This is a genomic window from Streptomyces sp. NRRL F-6492 (assembly GCF_001280125.1).
Lineage (GTDB): Bacteria > Actinomycetota > Actinomycetes > Streptomycetales > Streptomycetaceae > Streptomyces.
Window position 1 is genome coordinate 66,657 of the sequence record NZ_LGEG01000171.1, and the last position, 13,546, is coordinate 80,202.

Genomic DNA, 13,546 nt, shown 5'->3' on the forward strand with positions numbered 1-13,546 from the left:
GGGCCGAGCGGACCGATGGCGGTCATGACGCTGCGGGCCGCGGGCCCGGCCCCCGTCGGGGACGTCTGGACGCGTTACGCCGTACTCGCCCTCTGGCCCACGTGGTCGCCGCAGATCAGGGCGGTGCGCGCGGACGGCGTGCGGATCGCGCCCGGCGTGCGGGGCGAGGTCGTCTCGTTCCTCGGTGTCTCCGCGAGGTTCGTCGTGGAGTCCGTCGACGAGGAACGGCGGCGGTGGACGTGGCGGGTCGCACTGGGGCCGGTGCGCCTGAGACTGCGCCACGAGGTCCTCGCCCGGCCGGCCGGATCGGCCACGACCCTGCGGGTCGAGGGACCGGCCGTCGCCCTCGCGGCCTACGCCGGCCCGGCCCGGTGGGCCCTGGGCCGCCTGGTCGCCGGACGGGGCGGAGATCCCGTCCGGCCCGATCGGTCTTGAGGGGTGTGGAGACCATGTCCGACGCGCACGACGACGACCCTCCTCCCCCCGGCGACTCCGCGGACGGCGGCGCGGGCCGGGAGCGCGAGCGGGCCGCGGCGCCGCACGGCGCCCACGGCCGGCCGCCGAGCCGCTCCGAGCGCTGGACGGTCTTCACCCGTTCGCCCTTCTTCCCGGCGACCGTGCTGGTCCTGATCCTGGCCGCGGCCGCCGCCCTGTTCGCCGGCTCGTACACGTACACGATGGCGAACCCGACCCCCCGTCACATCCCGACGGCCGTCATCGGGGCGGCGGACTCGCCGACCGGCAGGACGTTCACCGGGGGGATGGAGCGGGCGCTGGACTCCTCGCTCGAACTGCGGCCCTACCGGACGCGTGCCGGGGCGCTGGACGCGGTGAACGAGCAGAAGGTCTTCGCCGTCATGACCCTGCGGGACGACCGCGTGGCCTTCGACGTCGCCGGAGCCTCGGGCGCCTCGGTGGCCCAGCTCCTCACGGAGTCGGCGGTGGAGGTGGGCCGGGCTACGGGAGTGCCGGTCACGGTGGCGGACGTCAAACCGCTGCAGAAGGGCGACCCGCGCGGGCTCGCGCTGTTCTACATCTCGCTCGCCGCCGTGATCATCGGATTCGTCGGGGCCATCCAGCTCAGCGTGCACGCGAGACCGCTGAACCCCGCCGAACGGATCGCCTTCACCGCGCTCTACGCCCTGCTGGGCGGGTTCGCCATCGCCGCGACCGTGGACTGGCTGCTCGGCGCGCTCGACCTGCCGTTCGTCGAGTCGTGGCTGATCCTCGCGCTGACCATGTTCGCCTCCGGCATGGTCTTCTCCATGTTCAACACCCTGATCGGGCGCTGGGCGATGCTTCCCACCTGGGGGCTGATGGTGCTCCTCGGCAACCCCTCCTCGGGCGGCGCGGTGTCCTGGCCGCTGCTGCCGTCGCCGCTCGGGCACATCGGCCAGTGGCTCCCGCCGGGCGCCTCGGTGAACGCGCAGCACACGGCCGTGTACTTCGGCGGCCACCAGCACCTCTTCCCCTTCGTGGTACTGGCCGGGTGGGCGCTGGTGTCCTCGGCGGTGTTCTGGGTCTGGCGGCACCGGCATCCGGGCGGCCGGGAGCGGGGTGGGGCGCACGCGGCCCTGTGAGGCCCCGTGCCGTACGGGGCACGGCGCACGCCCGTGCCCGGCGCGGACCCCACGCGCGCGGGGGCCGGCCCTCCGCGCCGAGCGCGGCCGACCGGCCCCCGGATCACCGGTGGCGGCTCACTGACCAGGAGCGGAAGTGGTCAGGAGCCGGTTGAAGAACGAGCGGTACTCGCGCAGCGCCACGCGGAGGGCCTCCGTGTCGGCGTCCCGGCCCTCGCCCCACTGCCCTTCGAGGGTGTGTTTGTGGTCGGCGAAGGCGGCGGCCAGCGTCTTCATCACGTCGGCGACCAGCTCGTCGGCCGAGTGGACCGCCTCGCGCGGGTCGTCGACGAACCGGCCCTGGATCTCGCGCCAGCGCTTGCGGTACGCGTCGCCGTCCGCCTGCCCGAGCAGGTCCGGGACGTGCTCGTCCTCCCCACGTCCGGCGACGCCCGACAGCGGGCCGGGACGGGCCTCCGGTTCCCCGGACGCCGGAACCGGGCCGTTGTCGGCCGTGCCGGCGAGCGTCTTCCGCGGACCGGCGCCCGCGACGGACGCGTCCGGTTCGGTGGCACCGGCGTCCTGGCCGGGACGGCCGGGAGGGGTGGGGTCCCCTACGGACGTCGTGCTCCGCTCGGCGGGGACGGCGGACCGGTCCATCGTCTCGCGCTGCTCCGCCGTTCCGTGACGGTCCGCCGTTCCGGGCAGGTCCGTGGTCTGGTGGCGGTCCGCCGTTCCGGGCCGGTCCGTCGTTTCGCGCTGCTCCGTGGTCCGGTGACGGTCCGCCGCTTCGCGCTGTTCCGTCGTTCCGCGCTGTTCCGTCGCTCTGTTCCGGTCCGCCGCGGCGGACCGGTCCGTCGTTCCGTAGGGGGCGGCCGACGTCTCCCGTTCGGCCGTTTCGTGGTCACGCATGTGTTCCGCCTCCGCGTCAGGACCGGCCGGAGCCGGTCGTCTTGCCGTCGGTGAGCAGCTCGCCGAAGAGGGCGCGGTAGTGCACCATCGCCTCCCGCAGCTGTTCGGTGGTGGCCGACCGGGAGGAACTCAGGGCGTGCACCTCCTGGGCGGCCCTGTAGTGCTCCAGCGTGCGGCCGTGCCGCACGGACAGGTCGCGCATCCGCTGCTCGTACCCCTCGGTGGGATAGCCGCGTTCGTGCATCAGGGCCGTCACCAGCCGGTCGGCCTCGTGCACCGCGCCCTCGGGGGCGTCGACGAACTCCTCCTGGAGTTCCTTCCACCGCTGTGCGTACTGCTCCTTGGTGCCGCTCGGCAACGGCTTGATGTCCAGTTCCTGATGGCGCCGCTCCCGGGCGTCGAGGTCCTGCTCGGCGGCCCGCCTGCTGCCCGTCTCCTCGACGGCCCGGTCGTACTCGGGTCCGAACCGGTCGCGCAGACGCGCCCGTCGCCGGTGGTTCACCGCGGCGACGGTGACGAGCGCGACCACCACGACGGCGGCAACGACGATGGCCAGGACGATTCCGGTCGACATCGACTCGCACCTCTCGCTGTGTCTTGTCCGTAGGACCTCGGGTGCCCTGCGCCCCGTACTCCAAACGGACGCCGCGTCACGTCCCCCGCGCGGCGCCTGCGCCGAAGGTGCGGCGGTAGGCGGCGGGGGAGACGCCGAACGCCGTACGCATGTGCGCGCGCAGGGAGTTCCCGGAGCCCAGGCCGGCGCGGTGGGCGACGAGGTCGATCGGGAGGTCGGTCGTCTCCAGGAGCTGCTTGGCGAGCTCCAGGCGCTGGGCCGTGAGCCACTGGACCGGGGTCGTGCCGACCTCGTCGCGGAACCGGCGGGTGAAGGACCGCAGGCTCATCCGGGCGTGCTCGGCGAGCCGTGCGAGGGTGAGCGGTTCCGCGAGGTGTTCGAGGGCCCAGGCGCGGGTGGCGGTGGTGCCGGCCAGGGCGGGCTCCGGGACGGGCCGGTCGATGAACTGGGCCTGTCCGCCGTCCCGCCAGGGAGGCACCACGCAGATGCGGGCGGCCCGGTTGGCGGTCGCGGCCCCGTGGTCGCGGCGGATCATGTGCAGGCACAGGTCGACGCCCGCCGCCACGCCCGCGGAGGTCAGGACGTCGCCGTCGTCGACGAAGAGCACGTCCTCGTCGACCTTGACCTTCGGATAGACCCGGCGGAACTCCGGCGCCAGGTTCCAGTGGGTGGTGGCCGGACGGCCGTCGAGGAGCCCGGCGGCCGCGAGCACGTAGGAACCGGTGCAGATGGACACCAGACGGGTGCCGGGCCGGATGCCGGCGATCGCCGAGGCGACCTCGGGCGGCAGCGGGCCGCCGTGACCCAGCTCGGGCATGGCGTGCGTGGGCGGGACGATCACGGTGTCGGCGCGCGCGAGGGCCTCGGGGCCGGCGGCGGGCTGCACGGTGAAACCGGCGTCGCTGGGCACCGGGGCGCCGTCGGCCGTGCAGACCGTGACCTCGTAGAGGAGCCGGCCGTCGGCCTCCATGGCGCTGCCGAAGACCCGGGAGGGGATGCCGAGCTCGAACGGGGGCACGCCGGGAAGCGCGAGCACGGCGATCCGGTGCGGCGCCGCCCGCGCCCCTTCCCGTTCGTTCCGCACCGTCCGGCCGTGTGTCGTTCCCATGGCCAGATCCTGTCAGATAGTGGCCGTACGGCCAACACCGCGGGAGGGCGTCGCGGCGGATCGTGGATCCGTCGCCGCCGGAGGGGTTCCGGGGCGCACCGAACGAGACGAAATGAGGCGGACTGCATGCGTGCGATGGTCGTGGAGCGGTGGGGCGGTCCCGAGAACATGGTCGAGCGGGAGGTGGAGCGCCCCGAGCCCGGCCTGAACGAGGTCCTGGTGCGGGTCCACGCGGCCGGGGTGAACCCCGCGGACTGGAAGACCCGCGCGAGCGGGGCGCTGATCGACTGGGGCGCCGTCCCGGTGGTCGGCTGGGACGTGTCCGGCACGGTGGAGGCCGTCGGCCCCGGAGTGGGCGTCCTCCGTCCCGGGGACGAGGTCTACGGCATGCCGCTCTTCCCCCGCCAGGCGGGCGGATACGCCGAGTACGTGGTGTCCCCGGCCCGGCACCTGGCCCCCAAGCCCGCCTCCCTGACCCACGTGGAGGCCGCGGCGCTGCCGCTGGCCGGGCTCACCGCCTGGCAGGCCCTCGTGGACGCGGCGGACGTCCGGCCGGGGGAGCGCGTCCTCGTGCACGCGGCGGCCGGCGGGGTGGGGCACCTCGCCGTGCAGATCGCCAAGGCCCGCGGGGCGTACGTCATCGGCACGGCGAGCGCGGCCAAGCACGACCTGGTGCGGGAGCTGGGCGCGGACGAGGTGGTCGACTACCGCGAGGCCCGCTTCGAGGACGTCCTCCCGGGGGTGGACGTCGTGCTGGACGGCATCGGCGGGGAGACGGGCGCGCGCTCCCTGAAGCTGCTCCGCCCCGGGGGCAGGCTGATCACCCTGCCGGCCCCGGACGACGTCCCCGCCGCCCCGGAGGGCGTGTACGCGGCATGGGTCCTGGTCGAACCCGACCACCTCGGCCTGCGCGAGCTCACGGCCCTGGTGGAGCGCGGTGAGCTGAGGCCGGTGATCGACACGGTGCTTCCGCTCGCGGAGGCGGCGAAGGCCCACACGATCGGGGAACAGGGCCGCACCACGGGGAAGATCGTCCTGACGGTCGCCTGACCCGGAGCCTCGCGGTCCTCCGCCCCAGGGCCTCGCGGTCTCCTGACTCGCGGCCCCACGACCCCCCCCATGGCTTCACGGCCCGCGTGCGGTCCACCGGCATCCGGTACCGCACGCGGGCCGCCGCCGGGGCCGGCGTGCAGAATGCCGGACGGTACGTCCCCGACCGGAAGGCATCCGCATGAACCTGCCCGCAACAGGCCGCCGCGTCCTCGTCAGCGGCGCCTCCCGGGGCCTCGGCAGGGAGGTCGCCCGGGCGTTCGCGGCCAACGGCGACCGGGTCGCCGTCCACTTCGCCACGCGCGCCGAGGAGGCCCGGGCGACCCTGGACTCCCTCGAAGGAACGGGGCACGCCCTGGTCGGGGGCGACCTCGCGGACCCGGGGACGGCCGCGGCCGTGGCCGACGCGGCGGCCGAGGCGCTCGGCGGGATCGACGTGCTGGTCAACAACGCGGCGGTGAACCTCCGCCACCCCCTCGCCGAGACCCCGTACGAGGAGTGGGTGGAGATCTGGCGGCGGCACGTGTCGGTGAACCTGCTCGCGACCGCGCACCTGAGCCATCTCGCGGCCCGGCGGATGATCGACCAGGGCTCGGGCGGCCGGATCGTCAACATCGGCTCCCGGGGCGCCTTCCGGGGCGAGCCCGACCATCCGGCCTACGGCGCGACCAAGGCGGCCGTCCACGCGCTCGGCCAGTCGCTCGCGGTCTCCCTCGCCCCCCACGGGATCGCCGTCGCCTCGGTCGCGCCCGGCTTCTTCGCCACCGAACGGGTCTCACCGCGCCTGGAGGGACCCGAGGGGGCCGCGATCCGCGCCCAGAGCCCCTTCGGCCGGGTGGCCGCCCCCGCCGAGATCGCGGCGGCGGTCCTGTGGCTCGCCTCTCCCGACGCGCAATGGGCGTCCGGTTCGATCCTCGACCTCAACGGGGCTTCCCACCTGAGGAGCTGACCCCCCGGGGCTCCCGGAGCCCGTGCCGCGGGCCCCCACCCGGTCGCGTGCTTCGCGCGCGCCGCTTCCCGGGATCCCTTCGGGGCGACCGCGCTCACGCGCCGTACAGCCGGAGGGGACCCGGCACGACCGAGCAGACCGCCCCCGGCACCGCCCGGCCCGACGGGGCCGGGAGGAGGGAAGAGGAGGGGATCCGCGCCGGCCCGGCGCCTCGCGGCGAACGGGGCCACCGTGCTCGAACCGGGCGTGTCGGGCCTCGCGCCACGCCCTGCGGGACGCGACCGGGGCATTCGAGGGGAGTCCGGCCCGGGTCGACGTGCCGACGCTCGTGATCCGCGGCGCCGGTGACACCATCGCCTCCCACGCCTGGATCCGGCACGTGGCCCGGCTGGTCCCCGGCGGGCGCGCGGTCGACGTCCGGGGCGCCGCGCACGCGGCGCACTACAGCGTGCCGGAGGCCGTGGCCGGACTGATCGAGGAATTCGCGAGGGAAGAGACGGAAGAGACGGAAACGACGGAAGAAGCCGAAGAGACGAAACGAGCAGAGGAAGCAGGAGAGAACGCGTGACGCCCTCGCACACACCGCGCCCGCCGGACCGCCCGCCGCCCACGCGCACGGCCCGCCGCTCGCCGTGGCTGCGCCTCCTGCCCGGCATCTCCTCCGAGCGTCGCGGCTTCGTCCTGGCGTGGTGGGGCTTCGCCCTCACCTTCGGCGGAATGCGCCTGCTCACCTGGCTGATCCACATCGACGTGGCCGGCATCGGCGACGTGCAGGCCGGCGGCGTGCACATCCACCACTACGTGTGGGGGATCCTGCTGCTCGCCGTGGTGGGCGCGGCGGGCCTCGCGGAGCGCTCGGCACGCGCGCGTGCCTGGATGGGGCTCGCCTACGGCGTCGGCACGGCCCTGATCGTCGACGAGGCGGCGCTGCTGATCAGCCTGGAGGACGTCTACTGGGACACCGAGGGCTGGGTGAGCATCGCCCTGGCCCTCGCGGTGATCGCCGTCGCGGGAGGAGTGCTGGCGTCGACGCGGGGGAGGCGGTCCCCGGAGCGGGACCGGGACGACGGCTGAAACGGCCCGACCGGGCCGCGTACCCTTCCTACGGCCCGCACCCCGCCCGGTACGGCCCGTACGGCCTGCCCGGCGGGTCCGCGGAACGGGGGATGCCGCGGACCGCCCGGCAACGAGCGGTCCCCTGCGCTCTCCGCCCCGTCCGCCCCCGAACGGCGTTCCCGCACGCGCCTCTTGCCGGCCGTCCGCCGAACCGGTCCCTCGAACCGTTCCGGCGCCGGCCTACCCTCCGCCCGTGGAGCGCATGCGGTCGCGGTAGCGCGAGGGCGGGACGCCGTAGTGGTCCGTGAAGGCCTTGCGGAGGGACTCCGGCGTGCCGAAGCCGCAGCGGACGGCCACCGAGGCCAGGGGGAGCGCGGTGGACACCAGGAGCCGCGCGGCCGCCTCGGTGCGGACGGCGCGGACGTACCGGCCGGGCGGCTGCCCCAGGTGCTCCGTGAACAGCCGGGTGAGGTGACGGGGCGTCATCCCCGCCCGGGCGGCCAGCGCCGGTGTGCCCAGGTCGTCGTGGGGGCGGGCGGCGATGTGCGCCACGAGGGCGCGGACCGTGTCGTCCCGGGGCGGCGGCGCCGCCGTGAACAGGCTCATCTGGGTCTGGTTGCCGGGCCGCTGCATGTAGACGACGAGGTGCCGGGCCACCCGGCGCGCCAGCTCGGATCCGTGGTCCTCCTCGACGAACGCCAGGGTCAGGTCGAGGGCGCTGGTGACGCCCGCCGAGGTGTACACGTTCCCGTCGCGGATCCACAGCGGCGCCGGGTCGACCGAGACGTCCGGGTACCGTGCGGCCAGCCGGGGGGCGAACTGCCAGTGCGTGGTGGCCCGCCGGCCGTCGAGGAGCCCCGCCGCGGCCAGGACGCCCGCGCCCGTGCACACGGAGGCCACCCGGCGGCTCTCCCGGGCGAGGCGCCGGACGTGCCCGACGAGACGGGCGTCCGCGGCGAACCGCTCGACCCCCAGACCGCCCGAGACGACGAGCGTGTCCAGCGGCCCCCGCGTACGCTCCAGGGACTCGTCGCTGCCCAGGGCGAGTCCGGTGCCGCAGCGGATGGCGCCCCCGCCGGGTCCGACCACCCGCACCCGGTACGGCACGTCGGGGTCCCCGAGCCCGTTCGCCATGGCGAGGCCCGTCGTCACACAGGCGATGTCGAGCAGTTCGGCCGCCTCGAAACCGACGACCGCCACCAGGCGTTCGGCGCGTCCCCCCATGCGAACGACCCTATCCCGCACGGACGTCCATCCCAAGGAGACGGACGTACGGGGCCGGGACCCGCCCCGCACCACCCTCCGCGCCGGACAGTGGACACCATGACGATCCGCTTCCTCGCCCACCGTTGGCCGACCCTGCTCGCCCTCGCCCTGACCCTCGTCACCTTCGTCGACGGCGCCCCGCCGACCGGCTTCCTCGCCGCGCTGCTCGTGGTCATGCCCCTGTGCTACCTGGGCTTCGGCGCGGCCCGGGGCGAGCTCCGCGACCGGCGGACGCTCGCCGTCCAGCTCGCCGGCCTCGTCGCCTTCTGCGCGGCGGCCGTGCTCGTCCTCTCCCTGGACGGCCGGCCCGCCCCGTACGTCCTGGCCGCCGGCTGGCTGGCCCACGCCCTGTGGGACCTCGTCCACCACCGCTCGGACCGTGTCGTCCCCCGGGCCTGGTCGGAGTGGTGCGGCGTCGTCGACGCCTCGGGCGCCCTCGCGATCCTCCTGCTGGCCCGGACGGCCGGGTGAGGAGGCGGAGTCACCGCGTCCCGGGCCGGACCGCCGGTTCCGGTTCGTCCGTCGTGATCTCGGGCTCCAGGCCCTCGGCGGGCGTGGTGCGGGGGCGGCCGACGTCGCCGCGCCACGCCTCGAAGGCGAGCGTGGTCGCGGTGACCACCGCGATGCCGAGCAGCCAGCCCCCGAGCACGTCGCTCACCCAGTGCACGCCGAGCGCGACCCGCGTGTAGCCCACCCCGACCACCGCCACCGCGGCCAGGACCCACGGCAGCGGACGCCACGCGCGCGGGACCAGCGGCAGCAGGACGAGCAGCAGGACGGCGCAGGAGGTCACGGCCGTCATGGAGTGCCCGGAGGGGAAGGAGAAGCCGGGCGCGTGGGCGACCGGATCCGGCAGGTGCGGCCGGGCGCGCTCGACCACGTTCTTCACCAGCAGGCCCACGAGTCCGCCGGCGATCGCCGTGACGGCCGCCCAGGCGGCCAGCCGGAAGGCCCGCCGCCACAGGAGCCACACGACCACCCCGGCCACCAGGATCCGCATGGTCGCCGGCCCCCACGCGACGTGCGTGAGGAGGTCGAGCACCCGCACCCAGGCGGGATGGTCGAGCGCGGAGCGGTGCAGCCGCTCGGCCACGCCCTGGTCGAGCCGGTGCAGCGGGGCCCAGTGCGACTCCACCAGGACCAGCGCGAGGGAGAACGGTACGGCCGCCAGGGCGGTGAGGGCCGCGCCCACCACCAGTCGCGCGCCGAACCGCGCGTCGGGCCCGCCGTGCCCGGTCACGAGCCTCCCGAGGAGGCGCCGGGTGCGGGAGGAACGCTCTGTCATGGTCGGTACGGTTCCTTTCCTTGGTACGCGGAGGGGGGGGCGAGGAGCGGTTCAGACCCCGGGGTCCTTGCTGATCGGGGTGTCCACCCCCGCCCGTACGGCCTCCAGCTGGGCCGCGAAGGACAGGCCCAGGAAGAGCGAGAGCGACGTGAGGTACGACCACAGCAGCAGCGCCACGAACGCGCTCAGCGGGCCGTACACGGTGGTGAAGGAGCCGCCGGAGCCGACGTACAGGCTCAGGCCCCACGTCGCGCCCAGCCACAGCGCCAGGTGCACGGTGGCGCCGAAGGCCAGCCAGGTGTGACCCGGCTGGGGGCGCCGGGGCGAGCGGCGGAAGACGACGCTGGTGGCCAGCACGGCCAGCAGGATCCCGACGGGCCAGCGCAGCAGGTCCCACGCGAGGCGGGTGCCCGGGCCGAGGTGGTAGACCTCGATGAGGGCGTGGCTCAGGTCGGACCCCAGGACGGTGACGCAGAAGCTCAGCCCGAGGGGCAGTCCGGCCAGCACCGACATCACGAGCCCGCGGACGTACTTGTGGAGGAACGGGCGGTCGCGCTCGACGCCGTAGATGCGGTTCGCGCCGCGCTCCACCTGGCACATGCCGGTGGTGACGTTGGAGATCGAGAACAGCAGGCCGAACCAGAGGGCCAGCTCGCCGCCGTCCCCGGCGTGCCGCCGGCTCGCCCGCAGGGCGTCGTCCACGACGTCCTGGCTGGGGCCGCTGATCCGGCGTATCAGCAGCTCGGCAATCCGTCCGACGTCCTCGGTGTGCAGCACGCCCGACAGCCCTATGACCGCGATGGCGAAGGGGAGGATCGCCAGGACGGTCTGCAGGGCGAGGGCCCGGGAGTGGCTGAACCCGTCGGCGTAGCGGAACCGCACGAAGGAGTCCCGTACGAGCGCCCAGCCCCCGTAGCGGCGGAGCGTGGCCCAGGCGTCCTCCCCGGACAGGGTCTCGCCCTGGAGGCGCAGCTCGGCCTCCACGGCCCTGACCTCACTGAGCCGCGGTACGCGCGTCGCGGTGCCCATGCTCCGCCACCTCCTTCCCGGTCCGGTCCTCCGGCACGCCGATCCGCGTCGGCGCGGGCAGGCGCACCCGCAGCGCCCCCGGCTCGACCTCCGCCGTCAGCCGGGTGCCCGCCGCGAGGACGTCGCCGTCGAGCTCGCGCGGCTGGGGACGGGCGAAGCGGAGGTCGACGCGGGCCGCGCCGAAGTACTCCAGCGCGCCGTGCGCGGCGGTCCGCTCCCGCGTGCCGGAGGCTTGGGAGGCCCGTCCGCCCGGCAGGTGGGAGACCAGGTACCCGGCGGCGGCGAGCCAGCCGGTCACCCCGCGCGGGTCGAGCAGGACGACCTCCAGGCGGCCGCTGTCGGGCCGGGCCCCCGGCAGCAGCGGCAGCCCGCCCTGGAGGGCGCCGACGTTGCCGATGACGACCATGCGGGCCCGCCGCTCCAGCGGGGCGCCCCCGTCGAGCCGGATCGAAAGCCGCATCCGGGGGTCCCGCAGGTGCCGTGCGGCCGAGAGGACGTACGCGGCCCAGCCCAGGCGCTCCTTGAGCCGCGGCGAGGCGTCCCGGACCATGGCGGCGTCGAACCCGGCGCCCGCCATGACCGCGAACCGGGTCGGCGCGAGCCCGTCGCCCTCTACGCGCCCCACGTCGAGCCCGACGGCCCGCCCGGACAGGGCCTCCCGCAGGGCGGCCACCGGTTCGACCGGCAGGTCGAGGTTGCGGGCGAGGAGGTTCCCGGTGCCGCAGGGGACGATCGCCAGGGGGGTCCCGCTCCCGGCCAGCACGTCGGCGCAGGCGCGCACGGTGCCGTCCCCGCCGCAGACGACGACCAGGTCGACCTCTTCGTTCGGATCCGCGTCCGTCCCGTTCAGGTGCGCGGCCAGGGCGCCGGAGGGGTCCTCGGGCGTCGTATCGGTCCACCGCTGCTCCGCGTACCCGTGCCGGCGCAGTACGGCCCGCACCCGGGCGGTGGTCTCGTCGCCGCACGCGTGCGGGTGGCGCACCACGACGGCCCGCAGGGTGCCGAGGACGGCGGGCTCCGGCTCCGGGTCCGTCCCGTCCTTCCCCTTCCGGGCGTTCGGCAGCAGCGCGACCCCCACGAGCAGCAGCGTGCAGGCGCCGTTCAGGAGTCCCACCACCACGTCGGAGGGGTGGTGCATGCCCCGGTACAGCCGTGAGAACGCCACGGCCGGGGGGATCAGCACGAGGAGCCCCACGACGAGGTTCCGCCAGACGCCCCGCAGGTGCCGGGCCGCGAGCACGGCCAGGCCTCCGTAGAGCGCCATGGAGGCCCCGACGTGACCGGAGGGGAAGCTGGACGTCGGCGGCGCCCCGTCGAGGCGGGGCACGTCGGGACGGTCGCGGTTCACGACGAGGGTGACGAGCAGGAAGATCGCGGACTGCGCGGCCACGGACACGGCCAGGAACCCGGCCTCCCACCACCGGGGCGCCGGGGGTACGAGGAGGAGGCCCAGCACGCAGAGCAGCGTCAGGGCGATCACGCTCTGGGTGTCCGCCACCAGGGACATCATGTCGGTGAGCGTGGTCGCGAAGGGTGCGCGGTGGTCGGCCAGCGCGCGGTTGACGCCGTCCTCGGCCGACAGCGGCCAGTGGTTCGCCGGGGGGCCGGTGACCAGCAGCCCCAGCACGGCCACCAGGGCCGTCTGCACGGGCAGCAGCAGAAGGGCGCGGCCCGGTCTGGCTCCCACGTCGTGTGCGTTCGTCATTGACGCCGTGTTACCCGCCGGGGGCGGGTCATGCGCGGGCCTTCGCGGGACCGGCCGCCGGGGCGTCCGCGAGTGCCGCGGCCCGCGCCCCCGGGGGAGACGCGGGCCGCGCGCGGGTCAGATGCCGCAGCTGGAGGCGGACCAGAAGCGGCTGGGCCGGTGGTCGACGTGGGCGTGGTCGTCGTGTCCCGGGTAGCCGGGCCCGAGGATGCCGTTGAAGCCGTGGTTGCGGGCCTGCTGGGCGAGCCGGCACAGCGAGTGGGGTCCGGCGCCGAGGTCGGCCGCGTCACCGTACAGATGACGGCTGGAGGAGGCGCCGCCGACCGCGCTGTTGCAGGCCTGGCTCCGGAAGCCGCTGGTGACGCGGAGGGGCTGGTCGCCGAGGGCGTGCCGCAGGGCCTCCAGCTTCCACATGGTGCGCAGGGCGTTGGACTTGGCGGTGGCCGCGCTCACCGCGCCCCCGGCCCAGGTGCTGTTGCAGTTGTTCAGCTCCGCGTACGAGAAGTGGACGGGCGTGCAGTCGTCGTCCTGGAGCGCGTAGATCCTGCTGAACGTCGCGGGGCCCGCGACGCCGTCGGCGGCCAGTCCGTAGGCGGCCTGGAAGCGTTTGACGGCGGCGGTGGTCGCCGGTCCGTAGGAGCCGTCGACGCCGAGCACCGCGCCGTTGCCCGGGTAGCCGGCCACGCGGATCTGCAGGGCCGTGACGTCGGCGCCGGAGGCCCCCTGGGAGAGGGTGCGCGACCAGGTGTAGCAGCCGTCGGCCTGCGCGGTGCCCGCGGTGGCCACCACCCCGGCCAACGAAGCGGACAGGAGCATGACAAGAGAAAGAACCAAGCGCAGGGGCAGGGAACGTGCGGTGCGTCCGGCCATCGGGCCTCCAGTGCCTCACGGATCGGATGTGGTCCCAGGTGCGGGCACTCAGAGACTGGCGGGCCGCGTGACGCGCGTCAACCCGCCGTGGCCGCCGCCATTTGTCGGCCCAATGACGGCGGCGGAACGGCCTCCCCGGCTCACCCCGCCGGACCCCCCGCCCCCGGGTCCGCGTCTCCGGCC

Annotated in this window: 15 protein-coding genes; 7 read left to right on the plus strand and 8 right to left on the minus strand. The window is 75.2% G+C overall.

Annotated features, from left to right (window positions below; genetic code table 11):
* The first annotated feature begins 24 nt into the window (after positions 1-24).
* Together ADL08_RS14170 and ADL08_RS14175 are read left to right on the plus strand one after the other, a co-directional pair.
* The gene (locus ADL08_RS14170) at positions 25-435 is read left to right on the plus strand and encodes an SRPBCC family protein (protein WP_078968631.1); all 411 of its coding nucleotides are present in this window, start codon (positions 25-27) and stop codon (positions 433-435) included.
* 14 nt (positions 436-449) lie between these two features.
* Positions 450-1,580, plus strand: a complete 1,131-nt coding sequence (locus ADL08_RS14175) for an ABC transporter permease (protein WP_234352135.1) — start codon at positions 450-452, stop codon at positions 1,578-1,580.
* A 117-nt stretch (positions 1,581-1,697) separates the two neighbouring features.
* On the opposite strand, the gene ADL08_RS37610 is transcribed toward ADL08_RS14175, so the two are convergent.
* The 3 genes from ADL08_RS37610 to ADL08_RS14190 all read right to left on the minus strand — a co-directional run bounded on the left by ADL08_RS37610 (position 1,698) and on the right by ADL08_RS14190 (position 4,153).
* On the minus strand, positions 1,698-2,471 hold the full coding sequence (locus ADL08_RS37610; protein ID WP_199837005.1) for a hypothetical protein: 774 nt from the start codon (positions 2,469-2,471) through the stop codon (positions 1,698-1,700).
* A 16-nt stretch (positions 2,472-2,487) separates the two neighbouring features.
* Entirely contained in the window at positions 2,488-3,045 is a 558-nt protein-coding gene (locus ADL08_RS14185; RefSeq protein ID WP_053642748.1) for a hypothetical protein, read from the minus strand.
* A 76-nt stretch (positions 3,046-3,121) separates the two neighbouring features.
* Positions 3,122-4,153, minus strand: coding sequence for a GlxA family transcriptional regulator (locus ADL08_RS14190; RefSeq protein ID WP_053642751.1), 1,032 nt, complete (start codon positions 4,151-4,153; stop codon positions 3,122-3,124).
* Between the two features lie 126 nt (positions 4,154-4,279).
* Between ADL08_RS14190 and ADL08_RS14195 the strand changes: the two genes are divergently transcribed.
* From ADL08_RS14195 to ADL08_RS14210, 4 genes are all read left to right on the plus strand, one after another.
* Positions 4,280-5,203, plus strand: a complete 924-nt coding sequence (locus ADL08_RS14195) for an NADP-dependent oxidoreductase (protein ID WP_053642753.1) — start codon at positions 4,280-4,282, stop codon at positions 5,201-5,203.
* Positions 5,204-5,384: 181 nt separating this feature from the next.
* On the plus strand, positions 5,385-6,152 hold the full coding sequence (locus ADL08_RS14200) for an SDR family NAD(P)-dependent oxidoreductase (RefSeq protein WP_053642755.1): 768 nt from the start codon (positions 5,385-5,387) through the stop codon (positions 6,150-6,152).
* Between the two features lie 22 nt (positions 6,153-6,174).
* Positions 6,175-6,720, plus strand: a complete 546-nt coding sequence (locus ADL08_RS38740; RefSeq protein ID WP_107092184.1) for an alpha/beta fold hydrolase — start codon at positions 6,175-6,177, stop codon at positions 6,718-6,720.
* Positions 6,717-7,226 carry a hypothetical protein gene (locus ADL08_RS14210; protein ID WP_053642757.1) on the plus strand — a complete coding sequence of 170 codons (510 nt, stop codon included), beginning with the start codon at positions 6,717-6,719 and terminating at the stop codon, positions 7,224-7,226. The genes ADL08_RS38740 and ADL08_RS14210 overlap by 4 nt, the downstream gene beginning before the upstream one ends.
* Positions 7,227-7,448: 222 nt before the next feature.
* On the opposite strand, the gene ADL08_RS14215 is transcribed toward ADL08_RS14210, so the two are convergent.
* Positions 7,449-8,432, minus strand: a complete 984-nt coding sequence (locus ADL08_RS14215; RefSeq protein WP_053642759.1) for a GlxA family transcriptional regulator — start codon at positions 8,430-8,432, stop codon at positions 7,449-7,451.
* 99 nt (positions 8,433-8,531) lie between these two features.
* Between ADL08_RS14215 and ADL08_RS14220 the strand changes: the two genes are divergently transcribed.
* Entirely contained in the window at positions 8,532-8,945 is a 414-nt protein-coding gene (locus ADL08_RS14220) for a hypothetical protein (RefSeq protein ID WP_053642761.1), read from the plus strand.
* 10 nt (positions 8,946-8,955) lie between these two features.
* Here ADL08_RS14220 and ADL08_RS14225 read toward each other — a convergent pair whose 3' ends face one another.
* The 4 genes from ADL08_RS14225 to ADL08_RS14240 all read right to left on the minus strand — a co-directional run bounded on the left by ADL08_RS14225 (position 8,956) and on the right by ADL08_RS14240 (position 13,363).
* Positions 8,956-9,759, minus strand: coding sequence for a phosphatase PAP2 family protein (locus ADL08_RS14225; protein ID WP_078968630.1), 804 nt, complete (start codon positions 9,757-9,759; stop codon positions 8,956-8,958).
* A 51-nt stretch (positions 9,760-9,810) separates the two neighbouring features.
* A complete protein-coding gene (locus ADL08_RS14230) occupies positions 9,811-10,788 on the minus strand; it encodes a YihY/virulence factor BrkB family protein (RefSeq protein ID WP_053642763.1) in 978 nt (325 codons plus the stop codon).
* Positions 10,754-12,493: a diacylglycerol kinase family protein gene (locus ADL08_RS14235; protein ID WP_078968629.1), complete on the minus strand. Its 1,740-nt coding sequence runs from the start codon at positions 12,491-12,493 to the stop codon at positions 10,754-10,756. The genes ADL08_RS14230 and ADL08_RS14235 overlap by 35 nt, the downstream gene beginning before the upstream one ends.
* 117 nt (positions 12,494-12,610) lie before the next feature.
* Positions 12,611-13,363, minus strand: a complete 753-nt coding sequence (locus ADL08_RS14240; protein WP_053642767.1) for a D-Ala-D-Ala carboxypeptidase family metallohydrolase — start codon at positions 13,361-13,363, stop codon at positions 12,611-12,613.
* Between the last annotated feature and the right edge of the window lie 183 nt (positions 13,364-13,546).